At 51.2% G+C, this 23,604-nt stretch carries 19 protein-coding genes and 2 tRNA genes; 2 read left to right on the top strand and 19 right to left on the bottom strand.

Annotated elements, in window-relative coordinates; genetic code table 11:
- Nucleotides 1-38: 38 nt before the first annotated feature.
- From mtr to AACU94_RS11940, 12 genes are all read right to left on the bottom strand, one after another.
- Nucleotides 39-1,283 (bottom strand): tryptophan permease, encoded by a 1,245-nt coding sequence (mtr, locus tag AACU94_RS11995; protein ID WP_135489486.1) that lies wholly within the window; start codon nt 1,281-1,283, stop codon nt 39-41.
- A 153-nt stretch (nt 1,284-1,436) separates the two neighbouring features.
- Nucleotides 1,437-3,338: an ATP-dependent RNA helicase DeaD gene (gene deaD, locus AACU94_RS11990; RefSeq protein WP_135385444.1), complete on the bottom strand. Its 1,902-nt coding sequence runs from the start codon at nt 3,336-3,338 to the stop codon at nt 1,437-1,439.
- A complete protein-coding gene (gene yrbN / locus AACU94_RS11985; protein ID WP_010723222.1) occupies nt 3,331-3,411 on the bottom strand; it encodes a protein YrbN in 81 nt (26 codons plus the stop codon). The genes deaD and yrbN overlap by 8 nt, the downstream gene beginning before the upstream one ends.
- 106 nt (nt 3,412-3,517) lie before the next feature.
- Nucleotides 3,518-4,402 carry a lipoprotein NlpI gene (gene nlpI / locus AACU94_RS11980; protein WP_000802080.1) on the bottom strand — a complete coding sequence of 295 codons (885 nt, stop codon included), beginning with the start codon at nt 4,400-4,402 and terminating at the stop codon, nt 3,518-3,520.
- A gap of 108 nt (nt 4,403-4,510) precedes the next feature.
- Nucleotides 4,511-6,646: a polyribonucleotide nucleotidyltransferase gene (pnp, locus tag AACU94_RS11975; protein WP_001592748.1), complete on the bottom strand. Its 2,136-nt coding sequence runs from the start codon at nt 6,644-6,646 to the stop codon at nt 4,511-4,513.
- A 244-nt stretch (nt 6,647-6,890) separates the two neighbouring features.
- Nucleotides 6,891-7,160 (bottom strand): 30S ribosomal protein S15, encoded by a 270-nt coding sequence (gene rpsO, locus AACU94_RS11970; RefSeq protein ID WP_000059470.1) that lies wholly within the window; start codon nt 7,158-7,160, stop codon nt 6,891-6,893.
- Between the two features lie 148 nt (nt 7,161-7,308).
- Nucleotides 7,309-8,253: a tRNA pseudouridine(55) synthase TruB gene (truB, locus tag AACU94_RS11965; RefSeq protein ID WP_000089698.1), complete on the bottom strand. Its 945-nt coding sequence runs from the start codon at nt 8,251-8,253 to the stop codon at nt 7,309-7,311.
- Nucleotides 8,253-8,654 (bottom strand): 30S ribosome-binding factor RbfA, encoded by a 402-nt coding sequence (rbfA, locus tag AACU94_RS11960; protein ID WP_001040205.1) that lies wholly within the window; start codon nt 8,652-8,654, stop codon nt 8,253-8,255. The genes truB and rbfA overlap by 1 nt, the downstream gene beginning before the upstream one ends.
- Before the next feature lie 164 nt (nt 8,655-8,818).
- Nucleotides 8,819-11,491 carry a translation initiation factor IF-2 gene (gene infB / locus AACU94_RS11955; RefSeq protein ID WP_130204600.1) on the bottom strand — a complete coding sequence of 891 codons (2,673 nt, stop codon included), beginning with the start codon at nt 11,489-11,491 and terminating at the stop codon, nt 8,819-8,821.
- 24 nt (nt 11,492-11,515) lie between these two features.
- Nucleotides 11,516-13,003, bottom strand: coding sequence for a transcription termination factor NusA (gene nusA, locus AACU94_RS11950; protein WP_130204598.1), 1,488 nt, complete (start codon nt 13,001-13,003; stop codon nt 11,516-11,518).
- A gap of 27 nt (nt 13,004-13,030) precedes the next feature.
- Entirely contained in the window at nt 13,031-13,483 is a 453-nt protein-coding gene (gene rimP / locus AACU94_RS11945) for a ribosome maturation factor RimP (RefSeq protein WP_001300397.1), read from the bottom strand.
- A 206-nt stretch (nt 13,484-13,689) separates the two neighbouring features.
- A tRNA-Met gene (locus AACU94_RS11940) sits at nt 13,690-13,766 on the bottom strand.
- 347 nt (nt 13,767-14,113) lie between these two features.
- Here AACU94_RS11940 and argG point away from each other — a divergent pair.
- On the top strand, nt 14,114-15,457 hold the full coding sequence (gene argG, locus AACU94_RS11935; RefSeq protein ID WP_130259101.1) for an argininosuccinate synthase: 1,344 nt from the start codon (nt 14,114-14,116) through the stop codon (nt 15,455-15,457).
- A 7-nt stretch (nt 15,458-15,464) separates the two neighbouring features.
- Here argG and AACU94_RS11930 read toward each other — a convergent pair whose 3' ends face one another.
- The 7 genes from AACU94_RS11930 to rlmE all read right to left on the bottom strand — a co-directional run bounded on the left by AACU94_RS11930 (nt 15,465) and on the right by rlmE (nt 23,152).
- On the bottom strand, nt 15,465-17,090 hold the full coding sequence (locus AACU94_RS11930) for a phosphoethanolamine transferase (protein WP_135489485.1): 1,626 nt from the start codon (nt 17,088-17,090) through the stop codon (nt 15,465-15,467).
- Between the two features lie 470 nt (nt 17,091-17,560).
- Nucleotides 17,561-17,646: transfer RNA gene (locus AACU94_RS11925), tRNA-Leu, on the bottom strand.
- Nucleotides 17,647-17,660: 14 nt separating this feature from the next.
- A complete protein-coding gene (gene secG, locus AACU94_RS11920; protein ID WP_001295556.1) occupies nt 17,661-17,993 on the bottom strand; it encodes a preprotein translocase subunit SecG in 333 nt (110 codons plus the stop codon).
- Between the two features lie 227 nt (nt 17,994-18,220).
- Nucleotides 18,221-19,558, bottom strand: coding sequence for a phosphoglucosamine mutase (gene glmM / locus AACU94_RS11915; RefSeq protein WP_000071134.1), 1,338 nt, complete (start codon nt 19,556-19,558; stop codon nt 18,221-18,223).
- Entirely contained in the window at nt 19,551-20,399 is an 849-nt protein-coding gene (gene folP / locus AACU94_RS11910; RefSeq protein WP_130223786.1) for a dihydropteroate synthase, read from the bottom strand. Before folP ends, glmM begins: the two co-directional genes overlap by 8 nt.
- 89 nt (nt 20,400-20,488) lie before the next feature.
- Entirely contained in the window at nt 20,489-22,423 is a 1,935-nt protein-coding gene (gene ftsH / locus AACU94_RS11905) for an ATP-dependent zinc metalloprotease FtsH (protein ID WP_064529531.1), read from the bottom strand.
- A 99-nt stretch (nt 22,424-22,522) separates the two neighbouring features.
- Nucleotides 22,523-23,152, bottom strand: a complete 630-nt coding sequence (gene rlmE, locus AACU94_RS11900; protein ID WP_000145975.1) for a 23S rRNA (uridine(2552)-2'-O)-methyltransferase RlmE — start codon at nt 23,150-23,152, stop codon at nt 22,523-22,525.
- A gap of 126 nt (nt 23,153-23,278) precedes the next feature.
- On the opposite strand from rlmE, the gene yhbY reads away from it, so the two are divergent.
- Nucleotides 23,279-23,572, top strand: a complete 294-nt coding sequence (gene yhbY, locus AACU94_RS11895; RefSeq protein WP_001054420.1) for a ribosome assembly RNA-binding protein YhbY — start codon at nt 23,279-23,281, stop codon at nt 23,570-23,572.
- Nucleotides 23,573-23,604 lie beyond the last annotated feature (32 nt).

Below are 23,604 nucleotides of genomic sequence, written 5' to 3'. Positions count from 1 at the left end.
ATATTGCCGGATGAAAACAACTCATCCGGCTCGTGCAATTACTGATACACCGGCAGTAAATTAAAGCTCGATAAAATATGGATCAGTGCGTTACCAACGCCAAACACCAGAATCAGCACGATCATCGGTTTGCCGCCCCAGACGCGGAATTTCGGGCTGCCAAAGCGTTTACGCGATGCGCGGGCCAACAGCGCCGGAACTATTGCCGCCCAGATGGTAGCCGCTAAACCAGCATAACCAATGGCGTACAGGAATCCGTTCGGGAACAGCAGGCCACCCACAACAGGCGGGGCAAAGGTCAGCAACGCTGTTTTCAAACGGCCCATAGCCGAGTCGTCGAAACCAAACAGATCTGCCAGATAGTCAAACAAACCCAACGTTACGCCAAGGAACGAACTCGCTACCGCAAAGTTTGAGAACACGACCAGCAGAAGGTCCAGACTACGGCTGTTCAGCACGCCGCTTAACGCCTGTACCAGCACATCAATATTGCCGCCCTTCTCGGCGATGCCTATAAACTCCGGACGAGGGATGTTGCCCATTGTCGCCAACAACCAGATGGTATACAGCGCCAGCGCCATCAGCGTACCGTACACCAGGCATTTCACGATGGTTTTCGGATCTTTGCCGTAATACTTCATCAGGCTTGGCACGTTACCGTGATAACCAAACGACGCCAGGCAGAACGGCAGGGTCATCAGCAAATACGGCGCATAAGATGCATTGCTTTCGGCGACGTTGAACAATGTCGCAGGCTGTACATGCCCCAGCAGGCTACCGAAGGTAAGGAAGAAGGTAATGACTTTCGCCCCCAGCACAATCGCCGTCATCCGGCTGACCGCTTTGGTGCTCAACCACACCACAAACGCCACCAACAGTGCAAAACCAAAACCCGCCGCGCGTGCCGGGACGTTCAGCGACACCTCTGCGAAGGTGTGATGCAGAATCGAACCACTGGCAGAAATATAGGCATAGGTCAGGATATAGAGCACAAAGGCAATGGAAATGCCGTTGACCACGTTCCAGCCTTTGCCCAGCAAATCTTTGGTGATGGTGTCAAAACTCGAACCGATCCGGTAATTCAGGTTAGCTTCCAGAATCATCAATCCGGAATGCAGCATGCAGAACCAGGTGAAGATCAGCGCCGCCATTGACCAGAAGAACCACGCACCGGACATGACCACTGGCAGAGAAAACATCCCTGCGCCAATAATGGTGCCGCCGATAATCACCACGCCGCCAAGCAGCGACGGTGACGTTTGGGTGGTGGTTAGTGTTGCCATGAGGGCTTCTCTCCAGTGAAAAATAGTGCGACTGCGTTGTTATGTATTGCACTGTACCAGTACATGAGTACAAAAGACAGAAAAAAAGCCCCGATTGTTAAAATCGGGGCTGTATATTTTACTTTACGGCAGAGTTCTGCAGGTCAGCGTGAATTACGCATCACCACCGAAACGACGGCGACCGGTAGAGTCATCACGACGCGGTGCGCGGCCTTCACGACGTTCGCCGCTAAAACGACGACCATCACCACGACCACCTTCACGGCGTTCACCGCTGAAGTTACGACCGCCTTCACGACCACCTTCACGACGCTCGCCACTGAAACCACGACCACCGCCACGACGCTCACCACCAGTATGCGGCTGTGCATCGCCCAGTAACTGCATGTTCATCGGCTTGTTGAGAATGCGAGTGCGCGTAAAGTGTTGCAGCACTTCACCCGGCATACCTTTCGGCAGTTCGATGGTGGAGTGAGAAGCAAACAGCTTGATGTTACCGATGTAACGGCTGCTGATGTCGCCTTCGTTCGCAATCGCGCCAACGATATGACGAACTTCAACACCATCATCACGGCCCACTTCAATGCGGTACAGCTGCATATCGCCAACGTCACGACGTTCACGACGCGGACGATCTTCACGGTCGCTGCGCGGGCCACGGTCGTTACGATCGCGCGGACCACGATCATCACGGTCACGGAATTCACGTTTCGGACGCATCGGCGCATCTGGCGGAACAATCAGAGTACGTTCACCCTGTGCCATTTTCAGCAGTGCGGCTGCCAGAGTTTCGAGATCCAGCTCTTCACCTTCTGCAGTCGGCTGAATTTTGCTCAGCAGTGCGCGGTATTGATCCAGATCGCTGCTTTCCAGCTGCTGCTGTACTTTAGCGGCGAATTTTTCCAGACGACGTTTGCCCAGCAGTTCTGCGTTCGGCAGTTCTACTTCCGGAATAGTCAGCTTCATAGTACGTTCAATGTTGCGCAGCAGACGACGCTCGCGGTTCTCAACGAACAGCAGCGCGCGGCCAGCACGACCCGCACGACCGGTACGACCGATACGGTGAACGTAAGACTCAGAATCCATCGGGATATCGTAGTTAACTACCAGGCTGATACGCTCAACGTCCAGGCCACGGGCCGCAACGTCGGTCGCAATCAGGATGTCCAGACGACCATCTTTCAGGCGTTCCAGTGTCTGTTCACGCAGCGCCTGGTTCATGTCACCGTTCAGCGCGGCGCTGTTGTAGCCGTTACGCTCAAGAGCTTCAGCCACTTCCAGAGTCGCATTTTTGGTACGAACGAAGATAATCGCCGCATCAAAATCTTCCGCTTCCAGGAAACGTACCAGTGCTTCGTTTTTACGCATACCCCAGACAGTCCAGTAGCTCTGGCTGATGTCAGGACGGGTAGTCACGCTGGACTGAATGCGCACTTCCTGCGGCTCTTTCATAAAGCGGCGGGTAATGCGACGAATCGCTTCCGGCATGGTTGCAGAGAACAGAGCGGTCTGATGACCTTCCGGGATCTGCGCCATAATAGTTTCAACGTCTTCGATGAAGCCCATGCGCAGCATTTCGTCAGCTTCATCCAGAACCAGACCGCTCAGTTTAGAGAGGTCCAGAGTGCCACGTTTCAGGTGGTCCAGCAGACGGCCCGGAGTACCGACAACGATCTGCGGCCCCTGACGCAGGGCGCGTAATTGCACGTCATAACGCTGGCCGCCGTACAGGGCAACCACGTTTACGCCGCGCATGTGTTTAGAGAAATCCGTCATTGCTTCAGCAACCTGTACCGCCAGTTCGCGGGTCGGTGCCAGCACCAGAATCTGTGGTGCTTTCAGCTCAGGATCAAGATTCTGCAGCAGAGGTAAAGAGAATGCTGCAGTTTTTCCGCTCCCCGTCTGGGCCATACCCAGAACGTCGCGGCCATTCAGCAGATGTGGAATACACTCTGCCTGAATTGGAGATGGTTTTTCGTAACCCAGATCGTTAAGGGCTTCAAGGATAGGAGCCTTCAGGCCCAGATCTGCAAAAGTGGTTTCGAATTCAGCCATGTAGTACGTGTGCCTCAAAATTAATGGCGGCCAGTCTACATAACTCATCATGAAATTGATCAGCAATTTTCATTGAAAAGTGTGAACCGGCTCAAAGTAGGTGTATTAACGAACAACAACGCCCTCACCCGTTAAGGTGATGGCAATCAAAAAAGATTACGGGCTGATGTGTACGTCAGCTATTGCTGGTCCGATTCTGCCAGGTCATCTTGGTCCTGGCCCAGGAGCGATAATTCCAACAATGCGTATCGGTGCTCAACAAAGTTATGAACGTTGTTGGCAACCGCCAGTTTGAACAGTGCCGTGGCGCTGTCCAAATCCCCCAGACTTAGGTAGTACTTACCTAAATAGAAGTTGGTTTCACTGAGATGCTCAGCGAGCGAGGTGTTATCCGTTGCGTCCGCCTTGAGCCTTTCCATTAACGTTTGTTCGCTAATGTTGCCCAGGTAGAACTCGACAATGTTCCATCCCCACTGTTCCTTGTCCGATTTTTCGAAGTGCTGTTTCAACACTTCTTTAGCCTGCTTCTCATCGAGCTTCTGCTCGGCGAGATAAAGCCACAGACTACGGAAAGGATCATTGGGATCGTCTTGATAAAACGCCAGCAGATCATCTTGCGCTAACTTGTCACGACCGCCGTAATATAATGCGATCCCGCGATTCAAGTGCGCGTAGTTGTAAGTTGGATCAAGCTCAAGTACAGAATCAAACGCTTCATAGGCAGCATCAAAATTGCCTGCCTGCGTTAAATATATGCCTAAGTAATTGAATACTTCAGGCATATCCGGTCGGATTGCCAGCGCTTGCGAAAAATCGTTACGCGCTAATGCCCTCAGACCGAGACTATCATACAACACTCCGCGCTCATATAAAAGCTGTGCGCGTTCGTCATCGGTTAAAGCCCGACTGGCAAGGATTTGTTCCATACGTGCCAGAATCACTTCCTGCTGTAAAGTCGGTTGCAATGGTACCGCGAGGACTTCACTTTTACGCCAGGAAGTATTACTGCATCCTGCAAGCGTAAGTGCTGTCGCAACGAAACACCAGCGCAAAAAAGGCTTCATTTCCCACTCCCGAAGACCACGGTTGAATGAACGTCCTGTTCCCGGTTGCTAACAAGGCGTCCTGCCCGGTTAAAAGCCCCCCGCCGCAGCGGAGGGCAAATGGCAACCTTACTCGCCCTGTTCAGCAGCCGGAGCTTCCGGTGCTGCAGCAGGTTGAGACTGCTCAGTCGCTTCTTTAATGCTCAGACGGATACGGCCCTGGCGATCAACTTCCAGAACTTTCACCGGTACTTCCTGACCCATCTGCAGGTAATCGGTCACTTTCTCAACGCGTTTGTCAGCGATTTGAGAGATGTGTACCAGACCTTCTTTACCGCCGCCGATGGCAACAAATGCGCCAAAGTCAACGATACGGGTCACTTTACCATTGTAGACGCGGCCCACTTCGATTTCTGCAGTGATCTCTTCGATACGACGAATCGCGTGTTTCGCTTTCTCGCCATCTGTCGCTGCGATCTTCACAGTACCGTCATCTTCGATTTCGATGGTGGTGCCAGTTTCTTCGGTCAGGGCACGGATAACAGAGCCGCCTTTACCGATAACGTCTTTGATCTTGTCCGGGTTGATCTTGATGGTATGGATACGCGGAGCGAACTCAGAGATATCGCCACGCGGCGCGTTGATCGCCTGTTCCATTACACCCAGGATGTGCAGACGCGCACCTTTAGCCTGGTTCAGTGCAACCTGCATGATCTCTTTGGTGATACCTTCAATTTTGATATCCATCTGCAGTGCAGAGATACCGTCGCGGGAACCCGCAACTTTGAAGTCCATATCGCCCAGGTGATCTTCGTCACCCAAAATGTCAGACAGTACAACGTAGTTGTCGCCTTCTTTCACCAGACCCATTGCGATACCCGCAACAGCGGCTTTGATTGGCACACCTGCGTCCATCAGCGCCAGAGAAGCGCCGCACACGGAAGCCATAGAAGAGGAACCGTTGGACTCGGTGATTTCAGACACAACACGTACGGTGTACGGGAATTTGTCCATATCCGGCATTACTGCCAGCACGCCGCGCTTCGCCAGACGACCGTGACCAATTTCACGACGCTTCGGAGAACCGACCATGCCGGTTTCGCCTACGGAGTACGGAGGGAAGTTGTAGTGGAACAGGAAGGTGTCAGTACGTTCGCCCATCAGTTCATCAAGAACTTGCGCGTCACGTGCAGTACCCAGCGTTGCGGTAACCAGCGCCTGCGTTTCACCACGGGTGAACAGCGCAGAACCGTGAGTACGCGGCAGCACGCCAGTACGCACATCCAGACCACGGATCATATCTTTTTCACGACCATCGATACGCGGTTCGCCTGCCAGTACGCGGCTACGAACAACGTTTTTCTCGATCGCGTGCAGAATTTCACCCAGTTCGTTTTCGTCCAGGGTTTCGTCTTCAGCAAGCAGCGTCGCGATGGTTTCAGATTTGATGACATCAACCTGCGCATAACGCTCTTGTTTGTCGGTGATGCGGTAAGCATCGCTCAGACGAGCTTCAGCCAGTGCAGTAACGCGCGCGTTCAGCGCTTCGTTTACCGGCTCCGGCTGCCAGTCCCAACGCGGTTTGCCGGCTTCTTTCACCAGTTCATTGATGTTCTGAATAACAACCTGCTGTTGTTCATGACCGAACACTACTGCGCCCAGCATCTGGTCTTCGCTCAGCAGTTCAGCTTCAGATTCAACCATCAGTACAGCGGCTTCAGTACCCGCAACAACCAGATCCAGTTTGCTCTCTTTCAGCTCGTCCTGAGTCGGGTTCAGTACGTACTGGTCATTGATGTAACCTACGCGGGCAGCACCAATCGGACCATTGAACGGAATACCAGACAGAGACAGTGCTGCGGAAGCACCAATCATCGCGACGATATCCGGGTTAACCTGCGGGTTAACAGAAACCACGGTGGCGATAACCTGAACTTCGTTGACGAAGCCTTCCGGGAACAGCGGGCGAATCGGGCGGTCAATCAGACGCGCGATCAGGGTTTCGCCTTCGCTTGGGCGGCCTTCACGACGGAAGAAGCTACCCGGGATACGACCAGCAGCGTAGGTACGCTCCTGATAGTTAACGGTCAGAGGGAAGAAGTCCTGACCTGGTTTGGCTTTTTTCTGGCCGACAACGGTAACAAATACCGCGGTGTCATCCATGCTAACCATAACAGCGGCAGTGGCTTGACGCGCCATCATGCCGGTTTCCAGAGTCACGGTGTGTTGGCCGTACTGGAATTTACGAACGATCGGATTAAGCAATGTAATACCCTTTTCTTTCTTAGACAGCACCTTACGGTACTGGTGTTAATACCCGATCTTCTGCGCATCCTCGCGACTAATGACAACCCTAACCCAGCCAAATGTGGGTAAAGCCTCTCATTAGCCGCGCGAACCTCTGCAACGGAAGATCATTCATAGCAACAATACATTAGTTTCCAGTGAATTGCTGCCGTCAGTTTGAAAAAAGGGGCCACTCAGGCCCCTTTTCTGAAACTCGCAAGAATTAGCGACGCAGACCCAGGCGCTCGATGAGCTGGGTGTAACGTGCTACGTCTTTACGTTTCAGGTAGTCGAGCAGTTTACGACGCTGAGAAACCATGCGCAGCAGACCACGACGGCTGTGGTGATCTTTTTTGTGCTCTGCAAAGTGACCCTGCAGGTGGTTGATCTGTGCAGTCAGCAGTGCTACCTGAACTTCGGTAGAACCGGTGTCGTTTTCACCACGACCAAACTCAGAAACGATTTTAGCTGTTGCTTCAGTACTTAGAGACATTTTAAAACTCCAAAGTATATAGAATGAAAGGACGCCGATCTCTAATTCAGCGATCCCAGTGTACGTTACGCAAAGTGTTAAACAATTTACGCGACGTTAAGCGGCAGTATTCTACTCGTAGCGACCTGTTATCGCAAGACGGTTAACATTACGCCGGATATTCAACCACCAGGCGACGAGGCGCAACGCGGCCTTCATCGTCAATTTCACCCATACCGATAAACTTGCCATTCTCACCTTCTGTAACACGAACCAGTCCTTCCAGCGGCGCACCAGATGTACGAACTGGGTTACCATTTTTGAAGTAAACAGAAGACGTTAACGGAAGATTCACCACCGGATAGTCCGAAGCTGGACTGTCCATTGGCATCAGTAATGGATCAAGTAACTCCGCAGCCGGAATATCCTGCTGTTCAGCTTGCTCAACAAGTTCTCGCAGGTGCTCCAGGGTCACCATCCGTTCAACCGGATATTTACTTACCGCCAGACGGCGCAGGTAAATAACATGCGCGCCACAGCCGAGTTTTTCACCCAGGTCGTCAATGATAGTGCGGATATAAGTGCCTTTTGAGCAGTGAATTTCCAGCTCCAGCTCATTGCCTTCATGGCGAATAAACAGCAATTCATAAACGGTAATCGGACGCGCTTCACGCGGAACTTCAATGCCCTGACGCGCGTATTCGTACAGTTTTTTGCCCTGATATTTCAGTGCTGAATACATTGAAGGGATCTGTTCGATATCGCCACGGAAGGTATCCAGCGCCGCCGCCAGTTGCTCTGCACTAAAGGTTACCGGACGTTCTTCAACGATTTGTCCATCGGCGTCAGAAGTATCGGTACGCTGTCCAAGACGCGCAATCACCCGATAGCGTTTGTCGGAGTCCAGCAGATACTGGGAAAACTTCGTCGCTTCCCCGAGGCAAATCGGCAACATGCCGGTCGCCAGCGGGTCCAGCGCGCCGGTGTGTCCGGCACGGTTGGCGTTATATATACGTTTCACTTTTTGCAGCGCATCGTTGCTGGACATACCCTGCGGTTTATCCAGCAACAAAACGCCGTTAATGTCGCGACCGCGACGACGAGGACGACTCATTAGTCCTCCTTGCTGTCGTCCGGGTTAACACGACGCTCTTCGTCATGTTTGACCACGCTGGTCACCAGGTTTGACATACGCATCCCTTCAACCAGTGAGTTGTCGTAGAAGAAGGTCAGTTCCGGCACGATACGCAGGCGCATCGCTTTACCCAGCAGGCTGCGGATGAAACCAGAAGCTTCCTGCAACGCTTTGATGCCCGCTTTAACCGCGTCTTCATCTTTGTCGTTGAGGAACGTCACATATACTTTGGCATACGCCAGGTCACGAGACATTTCGACACCGGAAACGGTGGTCATCATGCCCAGACGAGGATCTTTAATTTCACGCTGCAGGATGAGAGCGATCTCTTTTTGCATTTCCTGCGCTACGCGCTGCGGGCGACCAAATTCTTTCGCCATAATAAATTCTCCTGACAAAAAAGGGGCTGTTAGCCCCTTTTTAAAAATTAATTTCAGGTGGAAGGGCTGTTCACGTTGGCCTGATAAGACGCGCCAGCGTCGTATCAGGCAATCCATGCCGGATGCGGCATAAACGCCTTATCCCGCATGGAACCCTAAAAACCTTAAGCGATGGTACGTTGGATCTCGATGATTTCGAATACTTCGATCACATCGCCAGTGCGGACGTCGTTGTAGTTCTTAACGCCGATACCACATTCCATACCGTTACGGACTTCGTTAACGTCATCTTTGAAGCGGCGCAGGGACTCCAGCTCACCTTCGTAGATAACCACGTTGTCGCGCAGGACGCGGATCGGGTTGTGACGTTTAACCACACCTTCAGTAACCATACAGCCTGCGATGGCACCAAATTTCGGCGATTTGAACACGTCACGAACTTCCGCCAGACCGATAATCTGCTGTTTCAGTTCCGGAGACAGCATACCGCTCATCGCCGCTTTCACTTCGTCGATCAGGTTATAGATGACGGAGTAGTAACGCAGATCCAGGCTTTCCGCTTCAATCACTTTACGTGCAGAGGCATCAGCACGAACGTTGAAGCCAACCAGGATGGCGTTGGACGCTGCCGCCAGGGTGGCGTCGGTTTCGGTGATACCACCTACACCAGAACCGATGATCTTCACTTTAACTTCGTCAGTAGACAGTTTCAGCAAGGAGTCGGAGATCGCTTCCACAGAACCCTGTACGTCTGCCTTCAGGACGATATTCACTTCGTGAACTTCGCCTTCGGTCATGTTGGCGAACATGTTCTCGAGTTTAGATTTCTGCTGACGAGCCAGTTTAACTTCGCGGAATTTGCCCTGACGGTACAGTGCAACTTCACGTGCTTTCTTCTCGTCACGTACAACGGTAACTTCATCACCCGCAGCCGGAACACCGGACAAGCCGAGGATTTCCACCGGAATGGACGGACCCGCTTCCAGCACTTCCTGACCCAGTTCGTTACGCATCGCACGAACACGACCGTATTCGAAGCCACACAGAACGATATCGCCCTTATGCAGAGTACCTTCGCGGACCAGTACAGTAGCAACCGGACCACGACCTTTATCGAGGAAGGATTCGATAACCGCACCGCTCGCCATCCCGTTACGCACGGCTTTCAGTTCAAGGACTTCAGCCTGCAGCAGGATAGCATCCAGCAGTTCATCAATACCGGTACCCGCTTTTGCAGATACGTGTACGAACTGGCTTTCGCCGCCCCACTCTTCTGGCAGGATGCCGTACTGAGAGAGTTCGTTCTTAACGCGATCCGGATCGGCTTCTGGTTTATCGATTTTGTTCACAGCAACCACCACCGGAACACCCGCCGCTTTCGCGTGCTGGATAGCTTCGATGGTCTGCGGCATTACGCCGTCGTCTGCAGCAACAACCAGGACTACGATGTCCGTTGCCTGCGCACCACGTGCACGCATTGAAGTAAACGCGGCGTGCCCCGGGGTGTCCAGGAAGGTGATCATGCCGTTTTCAGTTTCAACGTGGTATGCACCAATGTGCTGGGTAATGCCGCCCGCTTCGCCAGAGGCCACTTTCGTTGAACGAATGTAGTCCAGCAGAGAGGTTTTACCGTGGTCAACGTGACCCATGATGGTCACAACCGGTGCGCGCGGTTCAGCCGCAGCGCCCGTGTCACGGTCGCTCATTACCGCTTCTTCCAGCTCGTTTTCACGACGCAGGATAACTTTGTGGCCCATCTCTTCGGCTACCAGCTGTGCGGTTTCCTGGTCGATAACCTGGTTGATGGTCGCCATTGCGCCCAGTTTCATCATCGCTTTGATGACCTGAGAGCCTTTAACCGCCATCTTGTTAGCCAGTTCGCCAACGGTGATGGTTTCGCCGATCACAACGTCACGGTTAACGGCCTGAGCTGGCTTCTGGAAGCCCTGCTGCAGCGAAGAACCTTTACGTTTTCCGCCTTTACCGCCACGTACCGCTGCACGCGCTTCTTCGCGATCAGCTTTTGATTCAGCGTGTTTGTTGCCTTTCTTCGGACGCGCTGCTTTCGCGTTACGACCACGGCCACGGCCGCCTTCGACTTCACGATCGCTTTCGTCTTCTGCCTGACGGGCATGTTGAGAGGTAGTAACGTGATAATCGCTGGAATCTTCAGTTGGTTCCGCGTTATCAGTCCATTTATTTTCTTCCGCCATACGACGTGCTTCTTCAGCAACGCGACGTGCTTCTTCTTCGAGTTTACGACGCGCTTCTTCTTCAGCTTTACGCTTGAGCTCTGCAGCTTCCTGCTCACGGCGGGCTTTTTCAGCCTGGGCGGTTTTAGTCATATCGTCTTGTTGATTGCTCACTTTGTCTTTTTCCGCAGCTTCACGTTTCGCTTGTTCAGCGGCTTCACGTTTAGCTTGTTCTGCGGCCTCACGTTCAGCTTTTTGTTGCGCCTCGCGTTTGGCCGATTCTTCTGCCTCACGACGGGCTTGCTCTTCCGCTTCACGCTGCGCTTGCTCTTCCGCCGCAAGGCGCTCGGCCTCTTGCGGGTCACGTTTCACAAAGGTGCGTTTCTTGCGGACTTCGATTTGTACCGATTTGCTTTTTCCACCGGTACCAGGAATGTTAAGGGTGCTGCGTGTCTTACGCTGCAGCGTTAATTTGTCCGGCCCTGAATTTTTCTGATTCAGGTGGTCAATTAAAGCCTGTTTCTCTTGTGCGGACACAGAGTCGTCAGCAGACTTCCGGATACCTGCATCAGCAAATTGCTGTACCAGGCGTTCCACGGAGGTCTGTCGCTCTGCGGCCAGCGTTTTAATCGTTACATCTGTCATGCTGTTCCTTCCTGCTACAGTTTATTACGCTTCGTCACCGAACCAGCAAATATTACGGGCAGCCATAATCAGTGCTCCGGCTTTTTCGTCGGTCAACCCTTCGATATCAGCCAGATCATCAATGCCCTGTTCGGCGAGATCTTCCAGCGTACAAACGCCACGGGCGGCCAGTTTGAATGCCAAATCACGATCTATCCCTTCAAGGTTCAGCAGATCGTCAGCCGGTTTGTTATCACCGAGGCTTTCTTCCTGGGCCTGTGCAATGGTGGCCAGTGCATTTTTAGCACGCTCACGCAGTGCTTCAACGGTCGGCTCATCAAGGCCTTCGATTTCCAACAGCTCTTTCATCGGCACATAGGCCAGTTCTTCCAGCGTCGAGAAACCTTCTTCTACCAGGACAGTCGCGAAGTCTTCGTCAATGTCGAGATAACGGGTGAAGGTGTCAATCGCTGCATGCGCTTCCGCCTGATGCTTAGCCTGCAGGTCGTCAACGGTCATTACGTTGAGTTCCCAACCGCTGAGCTGCGAAGCCAGACGCACGTTCTGACCGTTACGGCCAATCGCCTGCGCCAGGTTACCGGCTTCAACGGCGATATCCATGGTGTGTTTATCTTCATCCACCACGATAGAAGCAACGTCTGCCGGTGCCATCGCATTAATCACGAACTGCGCCGGGTTATCATCCCACAGGACGATATCGATACGCTCGCCGCCCAGTTCAGTAGAAACCGCCTGAACACGCGCGCCACGCATACCTACGCAAGCACCTACCGGATCGATACGTTTATCGTTGGTTTTCACCGCGATTTTCGCACGAGAACCCGGGTCGCGAGCCGCTGCTTTAATTTCAATCACTTCTTCGCCGATTTCTGGCACTTCAATGCGGAACAGTTCGATCAGCATTTCCGGCTTGGAACGGGTAACGAACAGTTGCGCGCCACGCGCTTCCGGGCGAACGGAATAAAGCACGCCACGAACGCGGTCGCCAGGGCGGAAGTTTTCACGCGGCAGCATATCTTCGCGCAGGATCACGGCTTCAGCGTTGTTGCCCAGATCCAGAGAGATGTTGTCGCGGTTTACTTTTTTTACCACGCCGGTGATGATTTCACCTTCGTGTTCACGGAACTGATCAACCACCATCGCACGTTCGGCTTCACGCACTTTCTGCACGATAACCTGTTTTGCCGTCTGGGTGGTGATACGGTCAAAGGTAACAGACTCAATCTGATCTTCAACGTAATCGCCCAGGTTCAGGCTTTCATCTTCATAACGTGCAGCTTCAAGGGTGATTTCCTTGGTCGGCTGGGTGACTTCATCAACAACTAACCAGCGACGGAAGGTGTCAAAATCACCGCTTTTGCGATCGATCTGTACGCGGACGTCGATCTCTTGTTCATATTTTTTCTTTGTTGCTGTCGCCAGCGCGCTTTCCAATGCTTCGAAAATCTTCTCGCGAGGTAGCGCCTTTTCATTGGATACGGCTTCAACTACAGCCAAAATTTCTTTGTTCATCGCGGGCTTTTCACCTCATCCAGACTATTAAAAGTGGGGAACCAGGTTCGCCTTCTGGATATTACTCAGCGCGAACACTTCATCTTTACCTTCGACGGTAACTGTGATCATTTCACCGTCTACCGCTTTGATAACGCCCTGCCATTTACGACGGTTTTGTACCGCCATACGGAGAACCAGAGTCACCTCTTCTCCGACAAAACGGGCGTAGTGTTCAGCCGTGAACAGTGGGCGATCGAGACCCGGTGAGGAGACTTCCAGGTTATAAGCAACGGTGATGGGATCTTCAACATCCAGCACAGCACTTACCTGGTGGCTCACATCAGCACAATCATCAACATTGATGCCATCTTCACTATCAATATAGATGCGCAGTGTGGATGTGCGACCGCGAATAAACTCGATGCCAACCAGCTCAAAACCCAGGGCCTCAACTGGCGCAGTAATCATCTCTGTTAATTTTTGCTCTAATGTGGACAAGCCCACCCCCAAGACATAAAAAAAGGGCCTAAAGCCCAGTTATTCTGTAGTCAGATAACAAAAAACCCCGATAAATCGGGGCTTTATATAACTGAACCCTATAACCGCAACTGCGGTCTGGAGCACTTTCCAGAAGGATTTTTTCAAATCCTACTACGAAGGCCGAAGTCTTCACAGTATATTTGAAAAAGAACTCTAAGGGAAAGTGGTTGCGGGGGCCGGATTTGAACCGACGACCTTCGGGTTATGAGCCCGACGAGCTACCAGGCTGCTCCACCCCGCGCCTGAAACGTGGCAAATTCTACTCGTTTTGGGTAAAAAATGCAAATACTGCTGGGATTTGGTGTACCGAGACGGGACGTAAAATCTGCGGGCATTATAGTGATCCACGCCACATTTTGTCAACATTTATTGCTAATCACGTGAATGAATACCCTGTTCACTTTCATTTGTTGAATACTTTTGCCTTCTCCTGCTCTCCCTTAAGCGCATTATTTTACAAAAAACACACTAAACTCTTCCTGTCTCCGATAAAAGATGATTAAATGAAAACTCATTTATTTTGCATAAAAATTCAGTTAGAGCGGAAATCCAGGCTCATCATCAGTTAATTAAGCAGGGTGTTATTTTATGACGACGATTCTCAAGCATCTCCCGGTAGGTCAACGTATTGGTATCGCTTTCTCTGGCGGTCTGGACACCAGTGCCGCACTGCTGTGGATGCGAAAAAAGGGAGCGGTTCCTTATGCATATACTGCAAACCTGGGCCAGCCAGACGAAGAGGATTACGATGCGATCCCTCGTCGTGCCATGGAATACGGCGCGGAGAACGCACGTCTGATCGACTGCCGCAAACAACTGGTGGCTGAAGGTATTGCCGCTATTCAATGTGGCGCATTTCATAACACCACCGGCGGCCTGACCTATTTCAACACGACGCCGCTGGGCCGCGCCGTGACCGGCACCATGCTGGTTGCTGCCATGAAAGAAGATGGCGTGAATATCTGGGGTGACGGCAGCACCTATAAAGGAAACGATATCGAACGTTTCTATCGTTACGGTCTGCTGACCAATGCTGAACTGCAGATTTACAAACCGTGGCTTGATACTGACTTTATTGATGAACTGGGCGGCCGTCATGAGATGTCTGAATTTATGATTGCCTGCGGTTTCGACTACAAAATGTCTGTCGAAAAAGCCTACTCCACAGACTCCAACATGCTTGGTGCAACGCACGAAGCGAAGGATCTGGAATACCTCAACTCCAGCGTCAAAATCGTCAACCCGATTATGGGCGTGAAGTTCTGGGATGAGAGCGTGAAGATCCCGGCAGAAGAAGTCACAGTACGCTTTGAGCAAGGTCATCCGGTGGCGCTGAACGGTAAAACCTTTAGCGACGACGTAGAAATGATGCTGGAAGCTAACCGCATCGGCGGTCGTCACGGCCTGGGCATGAGCGACCAGATTGAAAACCGTATCATCGAAGCGAAAAGCCGGGGTATTTACGAGGCTCCGGGGATGGCACTGCTACATATCGCTTATGAACGTCTGTTGACCGGTATTCACAACGAAGACACCATTGAGCAGTATCATGCACATGGTCGTCAATTGGGCCGTCTGCTGTACCAGGGGCGTTGGTTTGATTCCCAGGCGCTGATGCTGCGTGACTCTCTGCAACGCTGGGTTGCCAGCCAGATCACTGGTGAAGTGACGCTGGAACTGCGTCGCGGGAACGACTACTCGATCCTCAATACCGTCTCTGACAACCTGACCTATAAAGCAGAGCGTTTGACCATGGAGAAAGGCGACTCTATGTTTACGGCTGAAGATCGTATTGGTCAACTGACCATGCGTAACCTGGATATTACCGATACCCGCGAGAAGCTGTTCGGTTATGCCAAAACTGGCCTGCTTTCCTCCTCTGCCGCTTCAGGCGTGCCGCAGGTGGAGAATCAGGAAAATAAAGGCCAGTAATTCAACATCAACCCTGCCCTTCGGGGGTGGGGTTACCCTGCTTATCCTCTGTAAACTCCTTTCTCAGCATCACATAATCGAAAACATCATGGTTTGCATCCACAACCCGTGAGTCTCCTTTATAGTGTGCAATCACTTCCTCCAGCGTTTTCGGTTGCTCCGGCTTTGTTACCCCCATCCACGCATTAATAAGGAAATTATTGTAAGCAGTGGAAAAGATATCGTTTTCCGTTGTGCGATCCACGCCATCCCCAAGAACGGAGCTATACCAGATAAACATCGGGACATGATATGCCTGCTGGCTAGCCTCCCTGCCTCCATGAAAATAGACGTTCTTCTTCGTAGGGTCACGTTCCAGGCCGTGGTCGGCAAAATACATGACCGAGGCGCGGCGATCTTTTAATAATTCAAAAACCTGACCTAGCAAACTATCTGTGTAATAAATGGAGTTGTCATAGCAGGCATCCTGATCGTCCTGCGGTTGAAACACGGCGCTGGATTGCGGATAGGCGCTACAAGCCGGTTCATGGCTTCCATTTAAATGAAGAACAATCAGTTTCTTTTGCTGCGTATTTTGCTGTAACGCTTGCGATAAATGCGGCAACAACAATTCATCAAATCCTCTGACATACACTGTTTCCATGGCGCGCATGGCGATACTGGTGACTGCTGTACCATTCTGCCGAAAAGCGGATTGCGAGCTTAGCCAGAAAGTCTGAAATCCTGCCTGATTCGCCATATTAATAATATTGTCGGGGTAATTATGAATGTCATGATTCAAAACGAAATCAGCAGTTAAAGAAAGGGGAACCGACAGCGCAGTGTAAGGTGCACCGCTTATTGCTTGATTAAACAGTTTGATCTGTTTTCTTTGTGCTTCGACTTGCGGTGTCGTAGAGCGTGTATATCCATACAAAGACATATTGTCGACACGTACAGACTCCCCTACAATCAACACGTAGGTATCAATACCTGTATTCCTGACTGATAATTGAAAATGCGGCACCGTGTTTGCAATTGAGAGTAATCTTTGATGCTCTTTTGCTGCTAAAGCAAAATAATTAAGGTTGAAAAACGGCGTATAGGTAGCAAATCGCGATGCTAGTATATATGGACTGAACGCTTTTTTATTTTTTGCATCTTTATAAGCAAATTGACAAGCGGAAAATAAACTGCCCGAAATGACAATCAGCAATAATATTCCTGTCACTTTTTTTGTCGGCAAGGAAACATCATATTTTATTATTACTGTAAAAAAAAGAAGAGATAACAAGACAAAAGCACACAGATAAGGGATATACATCCCCAGCATTTTGACAACTTCATCTGGATCACTCTGCAGCTCGCTAATCGCAAATCCATCATTGAAAGTTGTACCAAAGGTACACCATGAGTAGAGGCTAATACTCATGTCCGCCGCTGTCAGCAACACAAATGGTGCGGCAAAAAGCAGGCGAAGCGGAAGGGATGATATACGTTTAACAACCAGGATGGTCAGAACGAAGAACAGCAATCGCTGAACCATATGTGCCCCAGAAGAAGCGACTAAGTTCGTACTGCCAAACACAATAACGCAGAAATATAACAACCAATGCTCTTTCAAACTTCTAACAAATTTGTTGAATACTGTCATCCAGAAATCCGCGTTCACAATCAATACAAATAATAATCCACAGTGTTCGATCTTATGTCAGACATATTTTTCTACTCTGATTTATATGGACCGAGACATGTTTGGTTTTTTGTTTTAAATGATGTAGCCATCGCGTTATCAGCAATCAAATAAAATCGTCAATGTGTCTCTAAGGAATACATAGAACGTAGTCATCAGTAGTTAAATACTGACAGGTGAATGGTGGTTTATCGAGGAGTAAATATATCCGTATCTGTACTTGAAATGGTGTTGACACCACAAACTCACGTACACATCAAAAGGAAGGAAATTTTTTAATACACGCGTACTAAAACTGCCGCCTCATAGTACGAGCAACTGGGCCAGTCAAACAACGGTGTGAGAAACAGATGCCAGGCATCCATTCTGTGATTATCAAGCTGGAACCAAAACGAAAAAAGACGCTTTTCAGCGTCTTTCTTTCGGAATATTGGTACTGAGGATGGGACTCGAACCCACAAGCCCGTTAGGCACTACCACCTCAAGGTAGCGTGTCTACCAATTCCACCACCTCAGCACAGATACTACTTTTTAGTTCGGGATATCGCTGGTCGGCTTAGCCGGAGCAGCTGGCTGAGTTTGTTCGGTTTTCGCCGGCGCACTCAGGTTTTCCCATTCGCTACCTTTATTGGTTTTGTTGCTGTTGATGTTACCCAGCACCAGACTGATGATGAAGAATAACGTTGCCAGCAGCGCCGTCATGCGGGTCATGAAGTTACCAGAACCACTTGAACCAAACAGCGTAGCAGAAGCGCCTGCTCCGAAGGAGGCTCCCATATCAGCGCCTTTACCTTGCTGCAGCATGATCAGACCTACAAGGCCAATTGCTACAATAAGGAAAACTACTAAAAGAGCTTCGTACATAATCAACCTGTTCCTTGCGGAGTTGCCGCGTACCAATGCTTCAACCAATAAAGCGGGAGTTTTTAATCTTTCCCACTGAAGCGGGTGTGAATACTAACCAAAGCGAATGACCTTCGCAAGGGCAATTTTATCGCATTGTATCAACTGCGGAAAAAAACAGCAAAACCGATGTGCTTAAGAAGAACAAAGGCGACAAGCGCCGCCTTTTTAGCCAGTTAGCTATCGAATCAAACTGCCTTTACCGCGTCAGCGATGCGATGCGCAAATTCGGTTACCTGCGCTTCGTCTTCACCTTCTACCATCACGCGAATTAACGGCTCGGTGCCAGATTTACGCAGCAACACGCGTCCACGGTTGCCCAGCGCAGCTTCAACCTCTGCGGTCACGGCTTTAACTGACTCATGCTCAAGCGGATCGCCGCTACCTGCGGTGTAACGCACATTAACCAGAATCTGCGGGAACATTTTCATGCCACTGCAAAGGTCGTGCAGGCTCATATGGTTACGCGCCATCGCCGCCAGCACCTGCAAACCAGCAACGATGCCGTCACCGGTAGTGGTTTTATCCAGCAGGATCACATGACCGGAGTTCTCGGCACCGATGCGCCAGCCTTTCTCCTGCATTTTTTCCAGTACGTAGCGGTCGCCCACTTTCGCACGAGCAAATGGAATACCTAACTGTTTCAGCGCCAGTTCCAGCCCCATATTGCTCATCAATGTACCCACAGCGCCACCACGCAGCTGGCCCTGACGAAGACCTTCACGCGCGATGATATACATGATCTGATCGCCATCGACTTTATTGCCTTCATGGTCAACCATAATCACGCGGTCGCCGTCACCGTCAAAGGCGATACCGAGATCTGCTTTTTCAGCCAGTACGCGCGCCTGTAACGCACGAACATCAGTTGCGCCCACTTCGGCATTGATGTTTACGCCGTTCGGCTCACAACCGATAGCGATAACATTCGCTCCCAGCTCGCGCAGCACGTTAGGCGCAATGTGATAAGTCGCACCGTTTGCACAATCCACCACAATCTTCAGTTCACTGAGGCTAAGTTCGTTCGGGAACGTGGCTTTGCAAAACTCGATATAGCGACCCGCGGCATCAACGATACGGCTGGCTTTACCCAGTTCTGCCGAATCAACGCAGCTAATCTCTTTTTCCATTTCAGCTTCAATGGCTTCTTCAACTGCATCCGGCAGCTTGGTGCCGTCAATAGAAAAGAATTTGATCCCGTTATCATAAAATGGGTTATGTGATGCAGAAATTACAATCCCAGCTTCGGCGCGGAAGGTACGCGTCAGATAAGCCACGGCCGGTGTTGGCATCGGGCCAGTGAAGAGTGCGGAAAGACCGGCAGCCGCCAGACCCGCCTCCAGCGCCGACTCCAGCATATAGCCAGAAATACGCGTGTCTTTACCAATAATGATCTTACGGGAGCCGTGGCGCGCCAGCACTTTACCCGCAGCCCACCCCAGCTTAAGCACAAAATCAGGCGTGATCGGCGCATCCCCAACACGACCACGAATCCCATCGGTACCGAAATATTTACGATTACTCATAGCGTTTGTTTTCCTTTGCAGACAGAGTGGCTTCCACCACTCGCATCGCTTCTACGGTTTCTTTGACGTCATGAACACGAATAATGTGCGCGCCTTGCATTGCGGCAATGACCGCACAGGCCAGACTACCGCTCAGGCGCTCGGACGGCCCCACGTTCAACAGCTGTCCAATCATCGATTTTCGTGACATACCCACCAACAGCGGCAGGTTGAAATGATGAAATTCAGCCAGACGCGCCAGTAATGAATAGTTATGGGAGAGATTTTTACCGAAACCGAATCCGGGGTCGAGCAACAATTTCTCTTTTGCGATACCCGCCTGTTCGCAGCGTGCTATTTGCTCAACAAAGTAGCGATTTACCTCGGCAAAGACATCGTCATACTTTGGTGCTTCCTGCATGGTCTTTGGGTTTCCCTGCATATGCATCAGGCAAACTGGCAAACCAGTTTCAGCGGCAGCTTCCAGGGCGCCGGGTTCGGAAAGGGAGCGGATATCATTAATGATGTGAGCGCCTGCTTTAGCTGACTCACGGATCACTTCTGGTTTGGATGTATCTACCGAGATCCAGACTTCGAAGCGTTGAGCAATTGCCTCAACCACAGGAATAACACGTTGCAACTCTTCTTCAACGCTCACTTCCGCAGCCCCTGGACGTGTGGACTCGCCGCCAACGTCAATGATCGTTGCGCCAGCATTGATCATCAGATTCGCATGTTTCACCGCATCAATCAGCGAATTATGCGTGCCGCCATCGGAGAAAGAATCAGGCGTGACGTTGAGGATCCCCATTACGTGAGGATGGCTAAGGTCCAGTGAAGTGCCCTGGGCAAAGAGTTTCATGGTGTTATCCCTGGTATGAATTGATAAGAAAAAACCCCGGAGCACGCCCCGGGGTTTTCGGTACAAATACAGTCATCTGATGCGGGAACTTACTTGTCGCCTAACTGCTCTGACATGGTGTTACCCGGGTTCGGCGTACGCGGTTCATCAACCGGACGCGGAGCCTTTGGACTACCATTGTCGCCAGAATTGTTAGAAGCGCCTGGTTCTTCCCAGCCCGCTGGCGGACGTACATCGCGACGTGCCATCAGGTCGTCAATCTGCGGTGCATCGATGGTTTCATATTTCATGAGCGCATCTTTCATCGCATGCAGAATATCCAGGTTGTCGTTCAACAACTGACGCGCACGATTGTAGTTACGCTCAATCAGTAACTTCACTTCCTGGTCGATGATACGCGCAGTTTCATCGGACATATGTTTCGCTTTCGCCACGCTACGACCGAGGAACACTTCACCTTCTTCTTCCGCGTACAGCAGCGGACCAAGTTTTTCGGAGAAGCCCCACTGGGTCACCATGTTACGCGCCAGGTTGGTCGCAACTTTAATATCGTTGGACGCCCCGGTAGAAACATGTTCCGGCCCGTAGATGATCTCTTCTGCCAGACGACCACCGTACAGCGTAGAAATCTGGCTTTCCAGTTTCTGACGGCTGGCACTGATTGCGTCGCCTTCAGGCAGGAAGAAGGTCACACCCAACGCACGTCCGCGCGGGATAATCGTCACTTTGTGCACCGGATCGTGTTCTGGAACCAGGCGACCGATAATCGCATGGCCTGCTTCGTGGTATGCCGTCGATTCTTTCTGCGCTTCCGTCATCACCATGGAGCGACGTTCCGCACCCATCATGATTTTGTCTTTCGCTTTCTCGAACTCAACCATCGACACAACGCGTTTGTTGCCACGAGCAGCGAACAGTGCCGCTTCGTTCACCAGGTTCGCCAGGTCAGCACCGGAGAAACCAGGAGTACCACGGGCAATGATTGCCGCGTCGATATCGGGTGCCAATGGTACGCGACGCATGTGAACTTTCAGGATCTGCTCACGACCGCGAACATCTGGCAGACCAACCACAACCTGACGGTCGAAACGGCCAGGACGCAGCAGTGCCGGGTCCAGAACGTCCGGACGGTTAGTCGCGGCGATAACGATGATACCTTCGTTACCTTCGAAGCCATCCATCTCAACCAGCATCTGGTTCAGAGTCTGTTCACGTTCATCGTGACCACCGCCCAGACCTGCGCCACGTTGGCGGCCGACGGCGTCGATTTCATCGATAAAGATGATACACGGTGCCGCTTTCTTCGCCTGTTCGAACATGTCACGAACACGGGATGCACCCACACCGACGAACATTTCTACGAAGTCAGAACCGGAGATAGTAAAGAACGGAACTTTCGCTTCGCCTGCAATCGCTTTCGCCAGCAGCGTTTTACCGGTACCCGGAGGACCGACCATCAGGACGCCTTTCGGGATCTTACCGCCGAGTTTCTGGAAGCGGCTTGGCTCGCGCAGATACTCAACCAGTTCAGCAACTTCTTCTTTTGCTTCGTCGCAGCCCGCAACGTCAGCAAAGGTCGTTTTGATCTGATCTTCCGTCAGCATGCGCGCTTTGCTCTTACCGAACGACATGGCACCTTTGCCACCGCCGCCCTGCATTTGACGCATGAAGAAGATCCAGACACCAATCAGCAACAGCATCGGGAACCAGGAGATGAAGATAGAAGCCAGCAGGCTTGGCTCTTCAGGCGGTTCACCGACAACCTTGACGTTCTTGGTCAGCAGGTTATCCAGTAACTTCGGATCCTGAACCGGAATGTAAGTGGTATAACGGTTACTATCTTTCTTGGTAACGTTGATTTCACGTCCGTTGATACGCGCTTCACGAACCTGGTCGTTATTGACCTCTTGTAGGAAGGTAGAGTAATCCACCTTACGTCCATTAGACTCGCTGGGCCCAAAGCTCTGGAATACTGACATCAGCACAACGGCAATGACCAGCCAGAGTATTAGGTTTTTCGCCATGTCACTCAAGGGATTAACCTCTTATTACAACTGTGTTAAAAACAGCGTCAGGATACTCTATATCCAGCATCTTTCAAACTTTCGTCTGAAATCTCCCGGTTAGGGTTTACGCCCGGTCGCTACAATATACACTTCCCGCGAACGTGCACGAGAAGAGTCCGGCTTACGAACTTTGACCTTCGTAAACAGGGAGCGAATTTCCCTTAGATACTCATCGAAACCTTCGCCCTGGAACACCTTCACTACAAAACTGCCACCTGGCGCTAATACATCACGACACATTTCTAGCGCCAGTTCCACCAGATACATGGCACGGGGGATATCCACCGCCGGTGTTCCGCTCATGTTTGGTGCCATATCGGACATGACAACCTGGACTTTGCTGTCGCCTACGCGCTCCAGCAGTGCTTTCATCACCAGTTCATCACGAAAATCGCCCTGAAGAAAGTCCACACCAACGATAGGATCCATAGGTAAAAGATCGCAAGCGATGATACGGCCTTTGCCGCCAATTTGGGTGACCACATATTGTGACCAACCACCTGGCGCAGCACCAAGGTCGACAACCGTCATTCCCGGTTTAAAGAGTTTGTCACTTTGCTGTATTTCATCAAGTTTAAACCAGGCACGGGAACGTAACCCCTTTTTCTGTGCCTGTTGAACATATTTATCGCTAAAGTGTTCCTGAAGCCAGCGACTGGAGCTGGCAGAACGCTTCTTACCTGTCATTTAACTTTCCCATTGGGATAACTCATCGTAACCAATTGCGTAAATTTTTACGCGCCTATTTGGCGATATATGGGAGATGGCGGTAGAATGACCCGTTTTCAATCCCAACGTAAGCAAAAAAATACGATGAATCTGAGTACTAAACAAAAACAGCACCTGAAAGGTCTGGCACATCCGCTCAAGCCAGTTGTTCTGCTTGGCAGTAATGGTTTGACCGAAGGGGTGCTGGCCGAGATTGAACAAGCGTTAGAGCACCATGAACTCATCAAGGTGAAAATCGCCACTGAAGATCGCGAAACTAAAACCTTGATCGTGGAAGCTATCGTGCGCGAAACCGGCGCCTGTAATGTACAGGTCATCGGTAAAACGCTGGTGCTTTATCGTCCAACTAAAGAACGTAAAATCTCGCTGCCACGCTAAGATTATCCTAAAGTTACACACATTTGCTGTGT

Origin of the sequence: Escherichia sp. E4702 (genome assembly GCF_963883545.1) — a bacterium.
Classification (GTDB): Bacteria; Pseudomonadota; Gammaproteobacteria; order Enterobacterales; family Enterobacteriaceae; genus Escherichia.
This window is presented reverse-complemented; position numbering and strand designations above follow the sequence as displayed.

What these genes read in the sequence shown, in the direction of transcription:
- rpsO (WP_000059470.1), bottom strand. Translation starts at nt 7,160, where the DNA reads ATGTCTCTAAGTACTGAAGCAACAGCTAAAATCGTTTCTGAGTTTGGT.
- argG (WP_130259101.1), top strand. Translation starts at nt 14,114, where the DNA reads ATGACGACGATTCTCAAGCATCTCCCGGTAGGTCAACGTATTGGTATC.
- mtr (WP_135489486.1), bottom strand. Translation starts at nt 1,283, where the DNA reads ATGGCAACACTAACCACCACCCAAACGTCACCGTCGCTGCTTGGCGGC.
- rbfA (WP_001040205.1), bottom strand. Translation starts at nt 8,654, where the DNA reads ATGGCGAAAGAATTTGGTCGCCCGCAGCGCGTAGCGCAGGAAATGCAA.
- infB (WP_130204600.1), bottom strand. Translation starts at nt 11,491, where the DNA reads ATGACAGATGTAACGATTAAAACGCTGGCCGCAGAGCGACAGACCTCC.
- deaD (WP_135385444.1), bottom strand. Translation starts at nt 3,338, where the DNA reads ATGGCTGAATTCGAAACCACTTTTGCAGATCTGGGCCTGAAGGCTCCT.
- rlmE (WP_000145975.1), bottom strand. Translation starts at nt 23,152, where the DNA reads ATGACAGGTAAGAAGCGTTCTGCCAGCTCCAGTCGCTGGCTTCAGGAA.
- secG (WP_001295556.1), bottom strand. Translation starts at nt 17,993, where the DNA reads ATGTACGAAGCTCTTTTAGTAGTTTTCCTTATTGTAGCAATTGGCCTT.
- AACU94_RS11930 (WP_135489485.1), bottom strand. Translation starts at nt 17,090, where the DNA reads ATGACAGTATTCAACAAATTTGTTAGAAGTTTGAAAGAGCATTGGTTG.
- truB (WP_000089698.1), bottom strand. Translation starts at nt 8,253, where the DNA reads ATGAGTCGTCCTCGTCGTCGCGGTCGCGACATTAACGGCGTTTTGTTG.
- folP (WP_130223786.1), bottom strand. Translation starts at nt 20,399, where the DNA reads ATGAAACTCTTTGCCCAGGGCACTTCACTGGACCTTAGCCATCCTCAC.
- yhbY (WP_001054420.1), top strand. Translation starts at nt 23,279, where the DNA reads ATGAATCTGAGTACTAAACAAAAACAGCACCTGAAAGGTCTGGCACAT.
- yrbN (WP_010723222.1), bottom strand. Translation starts at nt 3,411, where the DNA reads ATGAAAATTGCTGATCAATTTCATGATGAGTTATGTAGACTGGCCGCC.
- glmM (WP_000071134.1), bottom strand. Translation starts at nt 19,558, where the DNA reads ATGAGTAATCGTAAATATTTCGGTACCGATGGGATTCGTGGTCGTGTT.
- ftsH (WP_064529531.1), bottom strand. Translation starts at nt 22,423, where the DNA reads ATGGCGAAAAACCTAATACTCTGGCTGGTCATTGCCGTTGTGCTGATG.
- nusA (WP_130204598.1), bottom strand. Translation starts at nt 13,003, where the DNA reads ATGAACAAAGAAATTTTGGCTGTAGTTGAAGCCGTATCCAATGAAAAG.
- nlpI (WP_000802080.1), bottom strand. Translation starts at nt 4,402, where the DNA reads ATGAAGCCTTTTTTGCGCTGGTGTTTCGTTGCGACAGCACTTACGCTT.